The sequence below is a fragment of the Duganella sp. genome, from assembly GCF_039595735.1.
GTDB lineage: Bacteria > Pseudomonadota > Gammaproteobacteria > Burkholderiales > Burkholderiaceae_D > Rugamonas.
Window position 1 is genome coordinate 957,641 of sequence record NZ_JBCNLB010000001.1, and the last position, 20,237, is coordinate 977,877.

Annotated in this window: 21 protein-coding genes and 1 tRNA gene; 11 read left to right on the plus strand and 11 right to left on the minus strand. The window is 62.2% G+C overall.

The window, feature by feature from the left end; translation table 11 throughout:
- Positions 1-62 precede the first annotated feature (62 nt).
- Positions 63-2,054, minus strand: a complete 1,992-nt coding sequence (locus ABDW57_RS04385) for a S9 family peptidase (protein WP_343728983.1) — start codon at positions 2,052-2,054, stop codon at positions 63-65.
- A gap of 216 nt (positions 2,055-2,270) precedes the next feature.
- Here ABDW57_RS04385 and ABDW57_RS04390 point away from each other — a divergent pair, with 216 nt between their 5' ends.
- On the plus strand, positions 2,271-3,116 hold the full coding sequence (locus ABDW57_RS04390) for a PhzF family phenazine biosynthesis protein (protein WP_343728984.1): 846 nt from the start codon (positions 2,271-2,273) through the stop codon (positions 3,114-3,116).
- 23 nt (positions 3,117-3,139) lie between these two features.
- Here the strand turns inward: ABDW57_RS04390 and ABDW57_RS04395 are convergent, their stop codons facing one another.
- From ABDW57_RS04395 to ABDW57_RS04425, 7 genes are all read right to left on the minus strand, one after another.
- Entirely contained in the window at positions 3,140-3,910 is a 771-nt protein-coding gene (locus tag ABDW57_RS04395) for a transporter substrate-binding domain-containing protein (RefSeq protein ID WP_343728985.1), read from the minus strand.
- Between the two features lie 62 nt (positions 3,911-3,972).
- Positions 3,973-4,746 carry a hypothetical protein gene (locus ABDW57_RS04400; RefSeq protein WP_343728986.1) on the minus strand — a complete coding sequence of 258 codons (774 nt, stop codon included), beginning with the start codon at positions 4,744-4,746 and terminating at the stop codon, positions 3,973-3,975.
- Positions 4,747-4,821: 75 nt separating this feature from the next.
- Entirely contained in the window at positions 4,822-5,601 is a 780-nt protein-coding gene (locus ABDW57_RS04405) for a transporter substrate-binding domain-containing protein (RefSeq protein WP_343728987.1), read from the minus strand.
- A 117-nt stretch (positions 5,602-5,718) separates the two neighbouring features.
- Positions 5,719-5,794, minus strand: a tRNA-Lys gene (locus tag ABDW57_RS04410).
- A 51-nt stretch (positions 5,795-5,845) separates the two neighbouring features.
- On the minus strand, positions 5,846-7,618 hold the full coding sequence (locus tag ABDW57_RS04415; RefSeq protein WP_343728988.1) for an ATPase, T2SS/T4P/T4SS family: 1,773 nt from the start codon (positions 7,616-7,618) through the stop codon (positions 5,846-5,848).
- Between the two features lie 16 nt (positions 7,619-7,634).
- On the minus strand, positions 7,635-8,441 hold the full coding sequence (locus tag ABDW57_RS04420; protein WP_343728989.1) for a spermidine synthase: 807 nt from the start codon (positions 8,439-8,441) through the stop codon (positions 7,635-7,637).
- A gap of 89 nt (positions 8,442-8,530) precedes the next feature.
- Entirely contained in the window at positions 8,531-9,052 is a 522-nt protein-coding gene (locus tag ABDW57_RS04425) for a glycine zipper 2TM domain-containing protein (protein ID WP_343728990.1), read from the minus strand.
- A 404-nt stretch (positions 9,053-9,456) separates the two neighbouring features.
- Between ABDW57_RS04425 and ABDW57_RS04430 the strand changes: the two genes are divergently transcribed.
- The 6 genes from ABDW57_RS04430 to ABDW57_RS04455 all read left to right on the plus strand — a co-directional run bounded on the left by ABDW57_RS04430 (position 9,457) and on the right by ABDW57_RS04455 (position 15,025).
- Entirely contained in the window at positions 9,457-9,849 is a 393-nt protein-coding gene (locus ABDW57_RS04430) for a barstar family protein (RefSeq protein WP_343728991.1), read from the plus strand.
- Between the two features lie 106 nt (positions 9,850-9,955).
- Positions 9,956-10,567 (plus strand): phosphoribosylglycinamide formyltransferase, encoded by a 612-nt coding sequence (gene purN, locus ABDW57_RS04435; RefSeq protein WP_343728992.1) that lies wholly within the window; start codon positions 9,956-9,958, stop codon positions 10,565-10,567.
- Positions 10,568-10,586: 19 nt separating this feature from the next.
- Positions 10,587-11,876 carry an RsmB/NOP family class I SAM-dependent RNA methyltransferase gene (locus ABDW57_RS04440; RefSeq protein WP_343728993.1) on the plus strand — a complete coding sequence of 430 codons (1,290 nt, stop codon included), beginning with the start codon at positions 10,587-10,589 and terminating at the stop codon, positions 11,874-11,876.
- Positions 11,877-11,945: 69 nt separating this feature from the next.
- Positions 11,946-13,289 carry a mechanosensitive ion channel domain-containing protein gene (locus ABDW57_RS04445; protein ID WP_343728994.1) on the plus strand — a complete coding sequence of 448 codons (1,344 nt, stop codon included), beginning with the start codon at positions 11,946-11,948 and terminating at the stop codon, positions 13,287-13,289.
- Positions 13,290-13,388: 99 nt separating this feature from the next.
- Entirely contained in the window at positions 13,389-14,585 is a 1,197-nt protein-coding gene (locus ABDW57_RS04450; protein WP_343728995.1) for a fatty acid desaturase, read from the plus strand.
- 128 nt (positions 14,586-14,713) lie between these two features.
- Entirely contained in the window at positions 14,714-15,025 is a 312-nt protein-coding gene (locus tag ABDW57_RS04455; RefSeq protein WP_343728996.1) for a hypothetical protein, read from the plus strand.
- Positions 15,026-15,077: 52 nt separating this feature from the next.
- Here ABDW57_RS04455 and rpmG read toward each other — a convergent pair whose 3' ends face one another.
- The 3 genes from rpmG to radC form a co-directional block, all read right to left on the minus strand.
- Positions 15,078-15,245, minus strand: a complete 168-nt coding sequence (rpmG, locus tag ABDW57_RS04460) for a 50S ribosomal protein L33 (RefSeq protein ID WP_005665735.1) — start codon at positions 15,243-15,245, stop codon at positions 15,078-15,080.
- A gap of 13 nt (positions 15,246-15,258) precedes the next feature.
- A complete protein-coding gene (rpmB, locus tag ABDW57_RS04465; RefSeq protein ID WP_008451488.1) occupies positions 15,259-15,495 on the minus strand; it encodes a 50S ribosomal protein L28 in 237 nt (78 codons plus the stop codon).
- A gap of 161 nt (positions 15,496-15,656) precedes the next feature.
- Entirely contained in the window at positions 15,657-16,331 is a 675-nt protein-coding gene (radC, locus tag ABDW57_RS04470; protein WP_343728997.1) for a DNA repair protein RadC, read from the minus strand.
- Positions 16,332-16,444: 113 nt separating this feature from the next.
- Here radC and ABDW57_RS04475 point away from each other — a divergent pair, with 113 nt between their 5' ends.
- The 4 genes from ABDW57_RS04475 (at position 16,445) to ABDW57_RS04490 (ending at position 20,235) form a co-directional block, all read left to right on the plus strand.
- Positions 16,445-16,891 carry a peptidylprolyl isomerase gene (locus ABDW57_RS04475; protein ID WP_343728998.1) on the plus strand — a complete coding sequence of 149 codons (447 nt, stop codon included), beginning with the start codon at positions 16,445-16,447 and terminating at the stop codon, positions 16,889-16,891.
- Entirely contained in the window at positions 16,891-17,856 is a 966-nt protein-coding gene (gene ispH / locus ABDW57_RS04480; protein WP_343728999.1) for a 4-hydroxy-3-methylbut-2-enyl diphosphate reductase, read from the plus strand. Before ABDW57_RS04475 ends, ispH begins: the two co-directional genes overlap by 1 nt.
- Positions 17,857-18,075: 219 nt before the next feature.
- Positions 18,076-19,005, plus strand: a complete 930-nt coding sequence (locus ABDW57_RS04485; RefSeq protein WP_343729000.1) for a branched-chain amino acid ABC transporter permease — start codon at positions 18,076-18,078, stop codon at positions 19,003-19,005.
- A gap of 12 nt (positions 19,006-19,017) precedes the next feature.
- Positions 19,018-20,235: an ABC transporter ATP-binding protein gene (locus ABDW57_RS04490; RefSeq protein WP_343729001.1), complete on the plus strand. Its 1,218-nt coding sequence runs from the start codon at positions 19,018-19,020 to the stop codon at positions 20,233-20,235.
- Positions 20,236-20,237: the final 2 nt, after the last annotated feature.

Genomic DNA, 20,237 nt, shown 5'->3' on the forward strand with positions numbered 1-20,237 from the left:
GCCGTAGCGCAAAGCTACGGCAGAGGCCGTGTAGAAATGGCGGACCTGACCCCGGAGTTTGATTACTTCAGGTATTTCGCCAGCCAGCCGTGCACTTCGTTGTAGAAGTAACGGCTGTTTTCGCCTTTGAGGATCCAGTGGTTTTCGTCCGGGAAGACCAGCAGTTTGCTCGGGACGTTCAGGCGCTGCTGGGTGGCGAAGTTCATCAGGGCGTTGTTGGCCGGGACGCGGTAGTCCAGCTCGCCCACCGAGATCAGGATCGGCGTCTTGAAGCCGGTGCCTTTCTCGTGGTTGCCCGCCTGAAGCACCGGGCTCTGTTCGCGCCACACGGCTTTGTCGCCCCACACCGGGCCGCCGCTGTTGACTTCGCGCCCCCAGACGCTGTCGCTGGTGCCCCATTGCATGATGAGGTCCATTTCGCCGGCGTGCGAGACGATGGCTTTGTAGCGCGTGGTGGTGGCCTGCAGCCAGTTGGCCAGGTGGCCGCCGTAGCTGGCGCCGCCCGCGGCCAGTTTGCTGCCGTCGATGTAGCTGTATTTTTTGACCGCTTCGTCAACCGCTTCGTTGACTTCGTCAGCCGGGCCTTTCAACGGATCGCCCTGGATGGCGCGGGCGAATTCTTCGCCGTAGCCGGTCGAGCCTTTGTAGTCGGTCAGCAGCACCACGTAGCCCGGCTGCGCCAGCAGGTGGTAGTTCCAGCGGATGACGAACTGGTCGCGCCACATATTGGCCGCGCCGCCGTGGATGACGGCGAACAGCGGGTACTTTTTGTCGGGGTCAAAGTTGGCCGGCTTGACGAGCATGTTGTGGATCATGCGGCCGTCGCTGGCCTTGAACCAGAAGTGCTCCGGCGCTTGCCAGTCGATGCTGGCCGCGCGTTCGGTGTTGAACGAGGTCAGCCGCTTGGGCGCGCCGTTGCCGAAGGCGTACACCTCCGGCGGGTTGATCGACGATTCCCATACGCCCACCAGCGCCTTGCCGCCCGCGTTCAGCGAACCAATGCTGCCGGTCGGCAGCGAGGGCTCGTCGCGCAGGTCGCCGCCGTGGTAGTTGATGGAGTGCAGTTGCTCCAGGCCGGCGTGCTCGAAGCTGAAGATCACCCGGTTGCTGCCGGCCGGCAGGGCGTAGCGCGAGATCGAGCGGTCCAGCGACGCGGTCAGGATTTTCGGCGTGGCGCTGGTCACCGGCCACGACAGGCTGGCCAGGCGGCTCAGGTCGTACACCTTGCCCGGTTCTTCGGCTTCGGTCAGGGTGAACAGGGTTTTGCCGTCGGCGCTGAACTTGAGGTTGCTGTAGCTGCGCTTGTCGGCGGTCAGCTGGGTCGCTTCGCCGCCGGCCACCGGCAGGCTGAAGATTTGCGTGTAGCCCGAGGCGCGCGCCAGCTCGTCGCGGTTGATCGAGGCGGAGAACACAATGGACTTGCCGTCCGGCGCCCAGATCGCATCCAGCGATTGGCCTTCGTCGCCCTGGCCGCCGCCAAAGCCGGGCAGGGCGGCCAGTTTGGTCGCGCTCAGCAGGTCGCGCGGCTTGGCGCCGAGCTCGGCGTCCATCACGAACAGGCGCACTTTTTTGTCGTCCAGCCATTTGTCGAAGAAGCGCGGCGGGAAGGTTTCGTAGGCGCGCACGTTGTACTTGCGGTCCTTGCGTTCCTTGGCGGTTTTCTTGACGTCCTCTTCGCTGGTGTTGCCAGGGTAGATGTCGCTGACGAACAGGATCTGTTTGCCGTCCGGGCTGAACTTCGGCTGGCGCGCGCCCAGGGTCAGGGTGGTCAGGCGCTGCGCTTCGCCGCCGCCCGCCACGTCGATGCGGTAGATCTGGCCGGCGTCGTCGCCGTCGCGCCTGGCGATGAAGATCAGCTGCCTGCCGTCCGGCGACCAGTTGACCGAGCCTTCGCCGCCTTTGCTGAAGGTCAGCCGGCGCGCCGGGGCGTCGTCGGTCAGCGATTTGATCCACAGGTCCGACCATTGTTCCTTGCTGTCGTACGCCGGATCGGTGACGGAGAACACGGCCCAACGCCCGTCCGGGCTGGGTTGGGGCGCACCCACGCGCTTCATCAGCCATACATCCTCGTGAGTGATGGCGTGCTTGGCCGCCGCGGTGTCAGCCGCAAAAGCCTGGCCCGTCAATTGGGCCGTTATGATGAAGGCAAGAAGAGAAAGTCGCGGTATAGTCATGGCGAGTTCGCTTTAGAGTCAGTGAAACAAAGATAGTGGCCATAACCGTCATTGCTGTCAATCAAGTTTTCCTTCTTTTCAGATCACGGAGACAACATGCAGACCATTACCAAGGTTCACAAAGTTGCAGCTTTCACCAGCGGCGACGCTGGCGGCAATCCGGCCGGCGTGATGATACGCGCCTCGCTGCCGGAAGAACCGGCCATGCAGCGCATCGCCGCCGAGATGGGATATTCTGAAACCGTGTTTGCCGCGCCGCATGAGGATGGCTGGCGGGTGCGCTATTTTTCGCCGGACGGCGAGGTGGCGTTCTGCGGCCACGCCACCATCGCGCTGGGCGCCGTGCTGGCGCAGCAGAATGGCGATGGCATTTTTCCGCTGACCACCAACCACACCCGCGTGACGGTGGAGGGCCGCGCCCATGGCGACGGCGCCACCGCCGCGCTGCAATCGCCGGCCACCTCCAGTTCGCCGGCCGCGCCGGCCCTGGTGCAGGAAGCCTTGACGCTGTTCGGCTACACCGTGGCCGATCTGGATGACCGTATTCCGCCGGCCATCGCCAATGGCGGCGTGCACCATCTGGTGCTGGCGCTGGCCAGCCGCGACAAGCTGCGCGCCATGCACTATGAGCTGGGCGCCGGCCGCAGCCTGATGCAGCGCTATGGCCTGACCACCATTTCGCTGGTGTATGCCGAGACGCCGCAGCGCTTCCATGCGCGCAACCCGTTTGCCTCCGGCGGCGTGTATGAAGATCCTGCCACCGGCGCGGCCGCGGCGGCACTGGCCGGTTATCTGCGCGACCTGGATTGGCCGCATGGCGGCGCCATCGATATCATCCAGGGCGAGGACATGGGCGCGCCTTGCCATCTGCAGGTGCAGATTCCCAACCAGCCGGGCAGCTCAATCCGGGTCTCGGGCAAGGCGCGGATGATTGGTGATTGATTGGCCGCCGGCGTTGCCCGACGCTAGTCCCACTTATTGAGCAGCCGCGCCAGCTCGCCGGATTTCTCCAGCTGTTGGACGGCGCGCTGCACGCGCTGGCGCACGGCCGGCTCGACGTGGGTGCCCATCGCCATGTAGACGTTGGTGGTGGCCATCACGGTGGGCAGGATTTTCACTTTGCCGGCAACCCCGGCGCGGTCGATGAAGCCCTGCATGCCGGGCGCGCGGTGCAGGAAGAAGCGGCCGCGTCCGGCCGCCAGTTTTTGCAGGTTGATGGCGGGGCTGGTGGCGCTGGGATCGACGTGCAGGCCGCCCACGCGTTCCAGCATTTCCGGCGTGGTGTAGCCGCGGTTGGTCAGGATGATGGCCTTGGGGCCGAGTGCGCGCACATCGTCCCAGTTGTTGATGACGGCGGTGTCGTCGGCGCGCGCGATCAACTGATAGCGCAACTGGAACAGCGGCGGATCGAGGAAGACATACTGGCGCGCGCGCTCGTCGGTTTTTTGCACGGCGCACAGGGCGTCATGCTGGTGGGTGGCCAGTTCGGAGTGGGCGCGCAGCAGCGGCAGCCATTGCTGGTCGCCGACAAACTGCAGGGACGGATCGGTACGCTCGATGGCGCGGAACAGGTCGATGCACACACCCACCACGCGGCCGATGCCGGCCGGAATGAATTTGGGCTCGGTGCCTTCCTGCGCCACCACCTTCAGGACCGTGACCGGGGCGGCAAGCGCCGGCGCGCCCAGCAAGGCGCACAGCAGCGTCAGCCCGCAGCGCAATCCCTTCGACAACATGAGCTCTCCTCTGGTTTCCTTGTGAGGGAAAGTATAGAGCAGGCGCGGATGCGGGTGACAGATTATTGCTTGAGCAGGCGCGGCACGCCTTCGCTGACGGCCTCGCGCAGCAGGTGGTCGAGGTAGTCAGTCTTTTGCTTGGCGGTGAGCGCGCCCCAGGTGCGCACCGCGCGCTCGTCGGCATCCTGCGCGTAGGTGACCATCTGGCTCTGCTTGAGACGCACTTCACCTTCCACCGCCAGCGTATCCGCATTGATCAGGCGCAGCTTGATGTAAGCGAACGGCATCAGGACGCCCCGGTTGCTGTGATGCTGGTCCTTTTTGTCGTTATGGGAGACCACCTCCACGCGGTTGTCCATGTAGAAGCCCAGCCCTTCGATCTTGCCGGTGCCGCCCGATTCGTTCATGAACTTCAGCTCGGTGTCAGCGCGGTATTTGGTGACCAGGATCAGATGGGTGATGCCCTTGTCTTTCCACAGGCTTTTCAGGAAGTCGCGGTCGGCCTGGTTGCCGGCGGGATCGTCAAACATGGCGTTTTGCTTCTGGTGCAGGCCGGCGTCGGTGCTCAGCATCAGGAAGCGGCCAGCCGCTGGCTGGACTTCCTGCACGGCGGCGCTGGTGGCGCGGATGGCGGCTTCGTCGAACAGGGTATTCTCGCCCAGCGAGTACACCTGCTTGTCGTTGATGTCGGTGCGGCTGCCGATTTCCGGCACATAGGTGACGGTGGAGATGCTGTCGCCAACCAGCGAGAGAATGCCGTATTTGCGCGGCACATCGGCAGCATGGACGGTGCTGGCCAGCAGCAGGGCGGCCATAATGAGTAAGGATGGTTTCATGAAATCGGCCTGGGTGGGTAAGCTGGCGATTCTAACATTGTTGATTAGTGGAAATACTCACCAATTGCCACCACTTCAGTCCCATTTCCGCATCAGGCGTTCCAGCTCGCCTTTCTTTTCCAGCTGGTTCAGTGCGGCGGCCAGGCGCTCGCTGATTTTGCTGTCCAGTTGCTTGCTGGTGGCGAAGTACAAATTCGCGCTGTACATCACTTGCGGCAGAATTTTGATCTTGTCGGCAGTGCCGGTGCGCTGCAGCAGTTTTTGCAGGCCGGGGCCGCGATGGAAGTACAGGCGGCCGCGGCCAGCGATCAATTTTTGCAGGTTCAATTCCGGGCTGGTGGAGCTGGCGTCGACTTCGATGCCGCCCATCGCCGCCACGATATCGCCGGCGGCAAAGCCGCGGTTGACCAGCACGATGCCGTTGGGCGCCAGCTTGCGCACGTCGTCCCAGCTCTGAATGACGGCGTTGTCGTTCTGGCGTAACAGGAAGTGGTATTCAATGGCGTACAGCGACGGACCAATGAAGTTGAAACGCTTTTCGCGGTCGACGGTCCGCTGCACGGCGCACTGTACATCCTCCAGGCCGGCTTCCAGTTCCGAATAGGCGCGGATCAGGGGTTTCCAGAGCTGGTCGCCGACGAAGCGCAGGCCGGGATCGATTTGCTCGACGGCGCGCATGATGTCGATGCACAGGCCGCCAATGCGGCCCCTGCCGTCAGCAATGAACTTGGGTTCGGTGCCTTCTTGGGCGGCGGTGCGCAACTGCACCGGCTGTTGCGCCTCGGCGGCGGCCAGCAAAGGAATGAAACACGCGGCCAGCAGCAGCTGTTTCCGTTTGCCTCGCCCTGCACTCATATCATCCCCAGGAGTCCGGCGCATCGCGCGCTTTACCCCTAGCTTACACCAGCGGCTGCCCGTGCGGAGAATGGACGAAAAAAAAGCTTCCGTGTGGAAGCTTTTTTAGGAATTCGGTGGTAGGCCGTGCGGGATTCGAACCTGCGACCAACGGATTAAAAGTCCGCTGCTCTACCAGCTGAGCTAACGACCCCCGAAAGAGGCCGTATTATAGACTGCTCCCGCTAAATTGCAAAGGGCTTTTTTATTTGAGTCCCAAGGCTGCGGTGACTTTCAGCACTTCGTCGGCGGTGGTGACGCCTTCCTGAATCTTCAGCGCGCCGGCGATGCGCAAGGGTTTCATGCCGTCCGCCACGCTCTGGCGCCGCAGGGCCTGGATGTCGGTTTCTTCGCGCACCTGGGAACTGAAGGCTTCGGTCACGGTCAGCAGTTCGTACAGTCCGGTCCTGCCGCGATAGCCGGTCTGGCGGCATTCCGGGCAGCCGACCGGTTTGTAGATGGTTGCCGGCTTCGGCAACTGCCATTCGCCGGCCAGGCTGTGCCAGATCTCGTCGCTCAGTTCGCCGCCTTCGGCCTTGCAGTCCTCGCACAGGGTGCGCACCAGGCGCTGCGCCATGATGCCGATCAGCGTCGCTTCCAGCAGGTAGTAGGGCACGCCCAGTTCCAGCAGTCGCATCACCGCCGAGGGCGCGTCGTTGGTATGCAGGGTGGACAGCACCAGGTGGCCGGTTAGCGCCGCCTGGATCGCCATTTCGGCGGTGGCCAGATCGCGGATCTCGCCCACCATGATGATGTCCGGGTCTTGCCGCATCAGCGCGCGCACGCCGTCGGCAAACGACAGGTCGATGCCGGGCTGCACCTGCATCTGGTTGAAGGCCGGCTCCACCATCTCGATCGGGTCTTCCACCGTGCAGACGTTGACCTCGGAGGTGGCCAGCGCTTTCAGGGTGGTGTACAGGGTGGTGGTCTTGCCGGAGCCGGTCGGGCCGGTGACCAGGATGATGCCGTGCGGGCGCTGGGTCAGCGCGTCCCAGCGTTGCGCGTCGTCCAGCGGGAAGCCCAGTTCCGGCAGGGTCTTGACCACCACGTCCGGATCGAAGATGCGCATCACCAGCTTTTCGCCAAACGCGGTTGGCAGGGTGGACAGGCGCAGCTCGACTTCCTGGCCGCCAGCGGTGCGGGTCTTGATGCGGCCGTCCTGCGGGCGGCGCTTTTCAATCACGTCCATGCGCCCCAGCAGCTTGATGCGCGCGGTCATGGCGATCATCACCACCGCCGGCACCTGGTACACCTGGTGCAGCACGCCGTCGATGCGGAAGCGGATCGCCGCCATGTCGCGCTTGGGTTCGAGGTGGATGTCGGAGGCGCGCTGTTCAAACGCGTACTGCCACAGCCAGTCGACGATGTTGATCACGTGCTGGTCGTTGGCGTCGACCTGCTTGTTGCTCTTGCCCAGCTCCACCAGCTGCTCGAAGTTGTTGCGCAGGGCCAGGTCGTTGCCGCTGGATTTGTTGGCCTTCTTGATCGACTTGGCCAGGCTGAAGAACTGGGTGATGTATTGCGCGATGTCGAGCGGATTGGCAATCACGCGGCGCACCGCGCGGCGCGAAATCTTGGCGATCTCCGCTTCCCATTCCTGCACGTTGGGATCGGCGGTGGCCACCACCAGCGTGTCGGCGGTCAGTTCCACCGGCAGGATGTTGAAGCGCGCCGCGTAGCTGGCCGACATCACGTCGGCCACCTTGGTGAAGTCGATCTTCAAGGGGTCGATGCGGATGAAGGGCAGGTTGGCGCGGTGCGCCAGCCACTCGCACAGCGCGTCCAGCGTCAGCAGCTTGTGCGGCGGCTGCGCCGACAGCAGCTTGGCGTGCGCCACCGCGCACAAGGGATGCATATAGCCGCTGGTGTTCTTGAGGATGGCCGAACTTTGCGCGTACAGCTGCTTGACCTCGGCCTTGCGTATCATGCCGTCGGCCAGCAGCCATGTGTAGATCTGTTGCAGGTCGAGCGGTGTCATGGTGCGGCCAGCCTTTCTATTTCGTGATGATGCCCTTGACCCAGGATTTGGCCGGCAGCTTGGTGTCGGCCACGATCTGCGCGGCGCGCGCCGCCAGCACCGCCGCATCGATCGCGTGCTGGCGCTTGAAGGCAATCGCAACCACGTTACCATCATGTACCTGCGGCAGGCAAATCACCTGCGCAAAGGCGAACTTCATGGCCTTGAGATTGCGCGCGTAGCTTGGATGGTCGCCAAACAGGTTGACGGTCATCACGCCATCGTCGGTCAGGCAGGCGTTGCAGGCGCTGTAGAACTCCGGCGTGTCCAGCACCGGGCCGCGCGCGGTGGCGTCGTACAGATCGACCTGCAGCACCTCCAGCGTGTTGGCATTGGCCGGGTCGTTGACGAAGTCCAGCGCATCCATCTCCAGCACCTGCAGGCGCGCGTCGTCGGGCGGCAGCTTGAACATCGATGCGCAGATCGCAATCACGGCAGGATTCAGCTCGACCGCCGTCACCTGCGCGTCGGGGAAGGTGGCGTGGCAGAACTTGGTCAGCGCCGCCGTGCCCAGGCCCAGCTGGGCGATGCGGCGTGGCTGTTCCAGCCACAGCATCCACGCCATCATCTGCTGCGCATATTCCAGCTCCGGCCAGTTCGGCTTGCGGATGCGCATCGCGCCCTGCACCCATTCGGTGCCGAAGTGCAGGTAGCGCACGCCGTCCTGCTCGGACAGGGTGACCGGCGCGTATTTCGGCTTGCGGGCCTTGGCCGGGGCTGGCGCAGCTTTCGAGGCCGGGCGCGAGGATTCTTCTTTTTCGATGGATTTGCGTTTAATTAACATGGGGAAGGCCGCTGGAGGTGAAACGGCATTATCTGAAAACGACAATGCCGGCGCAAGGCCGGCATTGACAGGGCAGGGCGCTCAGGCGATCAACGCTGCATCGGTTCCACCACCACGCGCAGGCGCACGCGCTCGCCCGGGTCGTAGGACATCACGCTGGTGTAGTTGCGGCCGCGATAGTCATAGGTCACTTCGTAGCCCGAGGTGCGCGACTCCCAGTGATCGACCGTGCGGCACTGCTTGACGGCCTGCTGCGATACCGGGCCGCTGTTCGGGGTGTTGGCGTTGTCGACGCGGTCGCCCACCAGCGCGCCGGCGATGGCGCCCGCCGCGGTGGCCACCGAACGGCCGCTGCCGCCGCCGACCTGGTTGCCGGCCAGGCCGCCCACCAGGCCGCCGATGATGGCGCCGCCGACGCTGCGCTCAGGCGCAGGCTGCTGCACTTGCACGTACTCGGTACGGCATTCCTGGCGCGGACGGTTGATCTGTTCGACTTGCGGGGTAACGCGCACCACACGGCCAAAGTCTTCAAAGTCGGCGGCTTGGGCGTGGGCAAAAGGCATGGCGGTCAGGCACAGGGCCGACGCGATCAGTTTGGCTTGCAGGTTCATGTGATACCTCGTTTTGGTTCAGGGTGTCTATCAGGGGAATTCTGATATTGCATGAAACGTATGGTAATCCGGCGCGCAAGCCCCGACTAGTGGCCAGGCAGTATCTGTGGCAACAAATTGTAACAGCGGGCCAAAGGCGAATTGTGCCGATTTCACCCCTAAAACCGGCAAAAAACTTCTGTTTTTAACAAATATTGCGTTAGACATCACATACGTGTTGATCTGGGAGGAACAACACGTTACCCTAATACGCGTATGGGATTAATGGCTGGCGCCGACCTGCTGGCCATGTTTAGTGGACAGGTGCTCAAATTATTTACTCTTTAATACACAAGTTAGGCACTCCCGACAGTAATAAAGTGGACACTCCGTACATACCAGGTCAAATTGAGGGAAACGAGAGCTTGCTGGCCAGCGTGCCGCCCAACCTCGTGCAGTCGATCCGCGCCTACCGCGTGGCCGAACTGCAAGAGGAAGCAGCCCGGCTGGGACAGCACTTCCTGTACGCGCACTGCATCGCCGGCGCGACCAAGCAGCAAGTGCTGGGCATTATTTCGGAGTCGTTCCAGTTTCCCAAGGGAGTAGGCAAGAACTTTGACGGGCTGCGCGCCACCCTGACCGAGACCATGTTCCAGGCCGGCGCGCAGACCGGGTTCCTGATCGTGCTGGAACAATTGCCGAATACCCAAAAATTTGACAAGGAAGCAAGGGAAACCTTGCTGGACGTCTTCCGCGACGCTGCCGATTACTGGGCCGACAAAAAAGTGCCATTCCGGGTGTTTTACTCCTTCGAGTAAGCCCGCGCCGCCGCCTGCCCGCGCTTGGGCAGGCCGCCGGCCGTCTGCTGCGGCGCAGCAATTCTTCAGTGGCCCTGTGCCTGTGGACAAGGTACAATGCCGGGTTATGAAAAACATCGTCATCCTTATTTCCGGTCGCGGCAGCAACATGGAAGCCATCGTGCACGCGCTCAAGACCGAGGGCTGGCCGGCGCGCGTTGCCGCCGTGATCAGCAACCGCGCGGATGCGCCCGGCCTGGCGTTTGCTGCCCAGCACGGGATCGCCACCGCAGTGGTGGGAAATAAGGATTACGCCAGCCGCGCCGAGTTCGACGCCGCCCTGCAAGCGGTGGTGGACGGCTACGCGCCGGATCTGGTGGTGCTGGCCGGGTTCATGCGCATCCTGACCGAGCCGTTCGTCACGCACTATGCGGGCCGCATGCTGAATATTCACCCGTCGCTGCTGCCGCTGTTCCCGGGCTTGGCGACGCATGCGCAGGCGCTGGCCGCTGGGGTGCGGGAACATGGCGCCACGGTGCATTTCGTAACGGCCGAACTCGATCACGGGCCGATGGTGCTGCAGGCGTCCGTGCCTGTGCTGCCGGATGATACGGTCGAAACCCTGTCGGCCCGCGTGCTGGAACAGGAACATGTCATCTATCCACGCGCGGTGCGCTGGTTTATAGAAGACAGGTTGACAATAGCGCAGGGCGCGGTCCAGGTGGACCACAGTAAGTAAAAACTAACCAAGGAATTCCATGAGATTGCCTCCAGCGATACTCGCCAACGCCGAAGAAGTGTTGCGCGAGATTTTGCGCTTTGCCGCGCCGGCCGACACCACCCTGTCGCGCTACTTCAAAGATCACCCGCGCCTGGGCGGCCGCGAGCGCGGCGCCATTGCCGAAGCCGTGTACAACGTGCTGCGCAACAAGAACTTCTACACCGACTTCTCCGAGCAGGGCGGCGGCGCCACCATGCGCCGCCTGACGCTGCTGGGCATGGCCGATGCCGTCGGCCTGGAATCGCTGGGCGGCGTGTCGGCCGAGGAAGCCGAGTGGGTCACCCGCATCATGGGCATCGACCGCAAGCTGATGCACAAGTCCAGCCGCTCCAACATGCCGAAATGGCTGTTCGACAAGTTGGTGGCGCAAATGGGCGAGGAAGAAACCCTGCAACTGGCCGACGGCATGAACCGCCCGGCGCCGCTGGACCTGCGCGTCAACACGCTCAAGGCCAACCGCGACGAGGTGATCGCCAAGCTGGCCGAAGCGCCGATCAAGGCCGAGCCGACCCCATATGCGCCGCTCGGCCTGCGCATCCTGACCAAGCCGGCGCTGCAAAACCTGCCGCTGTTCAAGGACGGCCATATCGAAGTGCAGGACGAGGGCAGCCAGATCCTGTCCGCGCTGGTGGCTGCCAAGCGCGGCGAGATGGTGGTGGACTTCTGCGCCGGCGCCGGCGGCAAGACGCTGTCGCTGGGCGCGACCATGCGCAACACCGGCCGCCTGTATGCCTTTGACGTGTCCGAAAAGCGCCTGACCAAGCTCAAGCCGCGCCTGGCGCGCAGCGGCCTGTCGAACGTGCATCCGGTGGTGATCGCCCACGAGCGCGACGCCAAGATCAAGCGCCTGGCCGGCAAGATCGACCGCGTGCTGGTGGATGCGCCATGCTCGGGCCTGGGCACGTTGCGCCGTAACCCGGATGTCAAGTGGCGCCAGAAGCCGGATGCCATCGCTGAACTGCAGGCCAAGCAGGCCGCCATCCTGGACGGCGCCGCGCGCCTGGTCAAAGGCGGCGGCCGCCTGGTGTACGCCACCTGCTCGGTGCTGGATGACGAGAACGACTTCATCGCCCAGCAATTCCTGGCAACCCATCCGGACTTCGAACTGGTCCCGATGAGCAAGGCGCTGGCCGAGCAAAAGATCGAACTGGAGATGGGCGACTACCTGAAGCTGTTGCCGCACAAGCACCAGACCGACGGCTTCTTTGCCGCGGTATTCGAGCGCAAGCCGATGCCGAAAAAGGCCAGGGAAGACGACGAGGAGTAATTCAACAGGCCGGGGAATCCGGCCTGTTTTACGTTAAGCTACACACCTCAACAACAACGCACTGAAACGATGTCGCAACAACAACCACTGCTCAACCTGATCGAAGACCTGACCGGCGACCTGAACGACCCACGCATCCTGTGGCAGATTGCTGCCATCGTGCTGTGCGCGGCCATCGGCTTCGGCATGGCGCGCCTGCTGAAGAAGCGCTTTGGCCGGCAGGAGGTGCAGAGTGGCGTGCTGGGCTTTGGCGTCGAGAGTTTCGGCCGCGTGATGGCGCCGCTGATGGTGGTGGGCCTGCTGGCGATCGCGCGGCTGGTGCTGCTCAAGTACCGCTTCCACGTCAACTGGATTGATGTGGCGCAGCCGATCTTCGGCTCGCTGGTGGTGATCCGCTTCACCTTCTACCTGATCCGCCGCGTGTTTGCGCGCAACGGCCGCACCATCAGTCCCGGCATGCTGGCGTTTGAGAAAGTGTTCCAGCTGCTGGTGTGGCTGGCTTTCGTGCTGTACGTGACCGGCATGTGGGTCGATGTGTTTGACGTCATGGAAGGCACCAAGCTGCCGATCGGTAAGTACAAGGTGTCGATTGCCGACATCCTGCAGGCCAGCGCTTCGGTCATCGTGCTGCTGATGCTGGCGCTGTGGGCCGGCGCCGCGCTGGAAGAATGGCTGATGAAAATGCAGGGCGGCATGCACACCAATTTGCGGGTGGTGGTGTCGCGCACGGCGCGCGCGGTGCTGATCCTGGTGGCGGTGCTGATGAGCCTGTCGCTGGTGGGCATCGACCTGACCGTGCTGTCGGTGTTTGGCGGCGCGCTGGGCGTGGGCCTGGGTCTGGGCCTGCAGAAAATCGCCAGCAACTATGTGTCCGGCTTTGTGATCCTGCTGGACCGTTCGCTCACCATCGGCGACATGATCACGGTCGACAAATACAGCGGCCGCGTCACCCAGATCAACACCCGCTACACCGTGCTGCAAAGCCTGGACGGCATGGAATCCATCGTGCCGAACGAGATGCTGGTGTCGGGCGCGGTGCAGAACTCCTCGCTGTCAAACAGCAATGTGAACATTTCGACCAAGGTGTCGGTAGCGTACGATACCGATGTTGATTTCGTGATCCAGCTGCTGACCGATGCCGCGCTGACGGTGGAGCGCGTGCTGAAAGATAAACCGCCCTCGGTCAACCTGACCAGCTTTGGTGCCGATGGCCTGGACCTGACGGTCAGCTTCTGGATTGCCGATCCGGAAAACGGCCGTGGCGGCGTCACCTCGGACGTCAACCGCGCGATCTGGCGCGCGCTCAAGGAAAACCATATCTCTGTTCCATTCCCGCAACGGGAAATGCGCATCCTCGGTCCCGTGCCTACGCCCCTGACGGGGCAGGAAAGCACGACCGTGCCCAAGGAATAGTCAGTGATTCGAGGAAAACCATCGTACAATATCGTCCAAAAGACGGAAGCGGCGGGCGGCTTGCGCCTGTAAAAAAACACAATCTTGGTTGGAGTAGTAATGAGTTTATACGCAGTATTGGATTTCCTGTCGAACGGCATCACCCGCTTTACGGGCTGGGAAGTTTTCTTCTACACGATGGTCGTGACCCACATCACCATCGCCAGCGTGACGATTTACCTGCATCGCTGCCAGGCGCACCGCGCGCTGGATCTGCACCCTGTCGTCAGCCACTTCTTCCGCTTCTGGCTGTGGCTGACCACCGGCCAGGTGACCAAGGAGTGGGCATCGATCCACCGCAAGCACCACGCCAAATGCGACACCGAGGAAGATCCGCACAGCCCGGTGACCCGCGGCATCAAGAAAGTGTTCTGGGAAGGCGCCGAGCTGTATCGCGCTGAATCGAAGAACAAGGAAACCATGGAGAAGTATGGCCATGGCACCCCGGACGACTGGATCGAGCGCAACGTCTATACCCGCCACAGCGCGCTGGGCGTGTCCTCGCTGCTGGTGATCAACGTGCTGCTGTTCGGCGTGATCGGCATTACCGTGTGGGCGGTGCAGATGCTGTGGATACCGGTGACGGCTGCCGGCATCATCAACGGTATCGGCCACTACTGGGGCTACCGCAACTACGATTGCGCGGACGCGGCCACCAACATCATTCCGCTGGGCCTGCTGATCGGCGGCGAAGAGCTGCACAACAATCACCACACTTTTGCCACTTCGGCCAAGCTGTCGTCCAAGTGGTATGAATTCGATATCGGCTGGGGCTACATCCGCACGCTGGAAATCCTGGGCCTGGCCAAGGTGAAGAAGCTGGCGCCGGAGCCGAAGTTCGCCAAGGGCAAGCTGGAGGCCGACTTCGACACCCTGCAGTCGGTCATCGCCAACCGCTACGACGTGATGGCCAAGTACGCCAAATCGGTCAAGAGCGCCTGGAAAGAAGAGCTGGAGCACCTGAAGGACAAGGCGCAGCTGGAAACGCGTTTCCTGAAATCGTCGCGCAAGCTGCTGCAGCGCGAGCCGGGCAAGCTGGAAGCGCCGCAACAGCAGCAGCTGTCGGAGCTGTTCCAACACAGCAAAGCGCTGGAAACCATGCACAATATGCGCGTGGAACTGGGCGTAATCTGGGAGCGTTCGCACTTCACCCGCGACCAGCTGCTGCACAAGCTGCAAGACTGGTGCAACCGCGCGGAAGCGTCGGGCATCAAGTCCCTGCAAGACTTCTCGCTGCGACTGCGCAGCTACGCTTGAGGAAGATGGCCCTGCGGGGCCATTTTTTTTGGCCGGTTCTCCTACAGGCGCGCATGACGCCGGCCTATATCGTGGTCCGGCGGGCGCGGCTACGCTGGTGCTTCACTCATTTAGGGGAGGGGACCACCATGCGAACATTATTCCAAACCATGCTGGCGACGGCCGTGATGACGCTGGCGCTGGGCGGCTGCAAGGACAGCCGCGTCAATGCCACGCCGTCGGGCGCCGGCAATAGCGAAAGCGGCGCCAGCGGCGGCTCGGCGGCGGCGCCCGGCGTCGAACGCGGCACTACCGGCAACAGCTCGGACAGCCCGGCCGCCACCGCGCCCGGCACCACCAATGGCGCCACCGGCACGCCCACCACCACCGGCGGCAATCCGACCGCCAGCGGCCAGCAGGTCACGCCGCCGCCGGACGGCAAGACCAACACCACGCGCTAGGACGAAAAAAAAGCCACTCGATGAGTGGCTTTTTCAGAGAAGCGAAGACCGATTACTTGATCTTGGTTTCTTTGTAGATCACGTGCTTGCGAGCTTTAGGATCAAACTTGGTGATCTCCATTTTCGCAGGCATGGTGCGCTTGTTTTTGGTCGTGGTGTAGAAGTGACCAGTACCAGCGGTCGATTCCAGCTTGATTTTGTCGCGGCCAGTTTTTGCCATGATAGCTCCCTATTTAGACTTTTTCGCCACGGGCGCGCATGTCGGCCAGAACGGCATCGATGCCGACCTTGTCGATTACACGCAGACCAGCGTTGGACAGACGCAGGGAGACCCAGCGGTTTTCAGATTCAACAAAAATACGACGGTTCTGCAGGTTAGGCAGGAAACGACGTTTGGTTTTGTTGTTTGCGTGGGAAACGTTGTTGCCGACCATCGGCTTCTTCCCAGTAACTTGGCAAACACGTGCCATAACGCACTCCTTAAAAGACATTCCAAAATTGGAAAAACAAGAGTATATCCAAAAAAATCAGGTTTTTCAATCACTTACGAAAAACAATGGTGTCTTGCGCTAACGCAGAAATTTAACAATTGTGAATTCGCTGGTAAACCCTTGAGCGCATAGGGGTAAACCTAGAGTTGCCCGTGCTCGGCAAAGGAGTGAATTTGATGTCCGGCGACCACAAAATGGTCGAGGATGCGGATATCGACCAAGGCCAGTGCCTGCACCAGCGCGCGCGTCAGCAGCAGATCGGAGTCGCTGGGCTCGGGCGTGCCGGACGGGTGGTTATGGGCCAGCATGACGCTGGCGGCGTTGCGCGCCAGCGCTTCCTTGACCACTTCGCGCGGGTAGACCGAGGTGTGGGTCAGGGTGCCGCGAAACATTTCCTTGGCGTCGATCAGGCGGTTCTTCACGTCGAGGAACAGCACGTGGAAGGATTCAAACGGCTTGGCGGCAAAGGTGGTGCGCAGGTATTCCTTCACCGCGCGTGGCGAGTTGAGCATGGAACCGTTCTGGATGTCCTCCAGTATGGCGCGCCGCGCCAGCTCCATCACTGCCTGCAGCTGGGTGAACTTGGCCGGCCCCAGGCCCTTGACGGCCGCAAATTCCGGCAAGCTGGCGCTGAACAGTTTCTGCAACGAGCCGAAGTGACGCATCATTTCCGCGCCCAGCTGCACGGCATCCTTGCCCATGACGCCGGTGCGCAGAAAGATGGCCAGCAGTTCGGCGTCGGACAACGCCTGCGGGCCTTCGCGTATCAGGCGTTCGCGCGGGCGCTTTTCTTGCGGCCAATCCATTATCGCCATGGTGATCCTCCCCGATTGATCATTTACTTTGCATCAGCTGCAGCGGGAGAAGGCGAGGAGGATCAAAGGTGGCTTACAATAGAGCCTTTGTCAGTTCACCCAAGCTTAAGTCCATGTCTAACGAGCAACCTGTCGTCACCGCGTCGTCCTACCTCACTTTGAACTATCGTCTGGCCTCGCTGGACGGGAAGGATATCGTCACCACTTTCAGCACCACGCCCGCCACGCTGCTGATGGGCCAGGGCCAGCTGGCGCCTGTGCTGGAGGAACTGCTGATCGGCCTGCCGGAAGGCACGCACAAGACTTTTGAGGTGAGCGGCGGCATCGGTCCGCGCAATCCTGAGCTGATCCGTGAAGTCAGCCGCGCCACGCTGGATCAGAATTCGGCGCCGGACGCGGAATACAAAATTGGCGACCTGGTGGATTTCGCCGCACCGGGCGGCGGTCGTTTTGCCGGCATTTTGCGTGAGTTGGGCGAAGAAACCTGCGTGTTCGACTTCAATCACCCGCTGGCCGGCCAGCCATTGAAGTTTGAAGTGCAACTGATCTCGGTGCTGTGATGAGCGATAAAGAACTCCTGTTGGCCCAGCCGCGCGGCTTTTGCGCCGGCGTCGATCGCGCGATTGAAATCGTCGAGCGCGCCCTGCAGCAATTTGGCGCGCCGATCTACGTGCGTCATGAAATCGTCCACAACGCTTATGTAGTGGCTGACTTGCGCGCCAAAGGCGCCATTTTCATCGAAGATCTGGATGAAGTGCCGGCCGGCCAGACGCTGGTGTTCTCGGCCCACGGCGTCTCCAAGGCGGTGCGCGCGGAAGCCGATGCGCGCGGTTTCAGCATCTTTGACGCCACCTGTCCGCTGGTCACCAAGGTGCACGTGGAGGTGGCCAAGATGCGCAAGCAGGGCTGCGAAATCATCATGATCGGACATGACGGCCACCCGGAAGTGGAAGGCACCATGGGCCAGACCGAGGAGGGCATGTATCTGGTGGAAACCGTGGAGGACGTGGAAAAGCTGCAGGTGACCAAGCCGGATCAGCTGGCCTACGTGTCGCAGACCACGCTGTCGGTGGACGATACCGCCGACATCATCGAGGCACTCAAGCGCAAGTTCCCGGCCATCATCGAGCCGAAGAAGGGCGACATCTGCTACGCCACCACCAACCGTCAGGAAGCCGTGAAGTTCATGGCCCCGCAAGTGGAAGTGGTGATCGTGGTGGGCAGCCCGAACAGCTCGAATTCCAACCGTCTGCGCGAAGTGGCGGAAAAGAAGGGCACGCCGGCCTATATGGTCGATAACGCCAGCCAGATCAATCCGGCCTGGCTGGAAGGCAAGCTGCGGGTCGGCGTGACGGCAGGCGCCTCGGCGCCGGAAGTGCTGGTGCAGGCGGTGATCGACCGCCTGAAGGAGCTGGGCGTGCGCAGCGTTCGTCCGCTGGAAGGCGTGGAGGAAAACGTCACCTTCCCGCTGCCGAAAGGCTTGGACGGTGTCCAAAAAACTGCACCAGTCGAGGGCGCAGTCTAACTATTGTTTGGACGGCGCGGAATATAATTCAGCGCCGTTGGTATTATTCCACGATTAGTTTTTCGGAATTATGGCTATCATTTGCAACGCTCTAAAAGAGTGAGAGACACCGATCAGGCATGAATCTTGCATCGTGGGCATGCAGTCAACGGCGGCACTACGGGGACACCCGGGTGCCGTTTTTGTTACATGGTCGCATAACAATAGGTAAAGGCAGAAATGGATACTTTTATCCAACAAATCATTAACGGGCTGGTGCTGGGCAGCATGTACGCACTGGTCGCGCTGGGCTACACCATGGTGTACGGCGTGCTGAATCTGATCAACTTCGCCCACGGCGATGTGCTGATGATCGGCGCCATGACCGGTCTCACCATCCTCAACATCCTCAACACCCATTTCCCCGATTTGCCCGGTTACGTCAAGCTGGCAATTGCCATCGGCGGCGCGATTCCGGTCTGCATGATCGTCAACATCATCATCGAGCGCGTCGCTTACCGCAGCCTGCGCAACGCGCCGCGCCTGGCGCCGCTGATCACCGCGATCGGCGTGTCGACCCTGCTGAACACCTTTGCCATGATGATCTGGGGCCGCAACCCGCTGGCTTTCCCGCAACTGCTGCCATCTGATCCGATCTCCATCGGTGGCGCGTTGATCTCCCCGACGCAGATTCTGCTGCTGGCGCTGGCGCTGGTGTCGATGGCCGGCCTGGTGCTGCTGGTGGAGAAAACCCGCATGGGTCGCGCCATGCGCGCCACGGCGGAAAACCCGCGCGTGGCCGGCCTGATGGGCGTGGATTCCAACAAGGTCATCATCGCCACCTTCGCGCTGGGCGCGGCGCTGGCGGCGGTGGCCGGTGTGATGTGGGGCGCCAACTATGCCTCGATCCAGTTCTCGATGGGCTTCCTGCCGGGCCTGAAAGCCTTCTGCGCGGCGGTGCTGGGCGGCATCGGCAATATCTATGGCGCCATGCTGGGCGGCATCGTGCTGGGCATTATTGAAAGCCTGGGCGCCGGCTACATCGGCGACCTGACCGGCGGCTTCCTGGGCAGCCATTATCAGGACATCTTCGCGTTTGTGGTGCTGATCCTGGTGCTGACGGTGCGGCCGTCCGGCATCATGGGCGAGCGCGTGGCGGACCGGGCGTAAGGAGGGCGGACTATGGGCATCATGAATTTCGACACCACCCGCAATCCGCGCAAGGCGTACGCCAGCATGGCCGTGCTGGCCATCCTGCTGGTGGCTTTCCCGTTCTTCGCGCAAAACTATGGCAACTCCTGGGTGCGCATTGCCGACATGGCCTTGCTGTACATCATGCTGGCGCTGGGCCTGAACATCGTGGTTGGCTTTGCCGGCCTGCTGGACCTGGGCTATATCGCGTTTTACGCGGTGGGCGCCTACCTGGCCGGCCTGCTGGCCTCGCCGCAGTTCGCCACCCTGCTGGAATCGATTATTTCTCAGTATCCGGCGCTGGGGGAATCGCTGGTCGCCATCCTGGGGCCGGAAATCCAGCAGAACGGCATTCACCTATCGGTATGGGTCATCGTGCCGCTGGCGGCGGCGCTGGCGGCCTTCTTCGGCGCCCTGCTGGGCGCGCCGACGCTGAAACTGCGCGGCGATTACCTGGCCATCGTGACGCTGGGCTTTGGCGAGATCATCCGCATCTTCATGAACAACCTGAACGAGCCGATCAACTTCACCAACGGCCCGCAGGGCATCAACCTGATCGACCCGATCAAGGTGTTTGGCGTCAACCTGGCCGGCGAGGCCGGCTCGCGTGCCACCGTCTACATCGGCAGCTACGGCATGCCGTCGGTGAACGCCTATTACTTCCTGTTCCTGTTCCTGTGTGTGGCGGTGGTGTTTGTGACTTCGCGCCTGCAGCACTCGCGCCTGGGCCGGGCCTGGGTGGCGATCCGCGAGGACGAAATTGCCGCCAAGGCCATGGGCATCAATACCCGCAACGTGAAATTGCTGGCGTTCTCGATGGGCGCTTCGTTTGGCGGCATCGCTGGCGCCATGTTCGGCTCGTTCCAGGGCTTTGTCTCGCCGGAATCGTTCTCGCTGACCGAATCGATTGCGGTGCTGGCGATGGTGGTGCTGGGCGGTATCGGCCACATTCCGGGCGTGATCATGGGCGGCGCGTTGCTGGCGGCCTTGCCGGAAGTGCTGCGCCACGTGGTGGAGCCGTTGCAGGAAAAACTGTTCGGCCACGTGCTGATCGAGGCGGAAGTGCTGCGCCAGCTGCTGTACGGCCTGGCCATGGTGTTGATCATGCTGAATCGTCCGGCCGGCCTGTGGCCCGCGCCCAAGCATGAAGATCGCCCGGATGGCGATTCCGACACCAAGAATCAATCGTCCGGCGTGATGGCGGCTTGAGG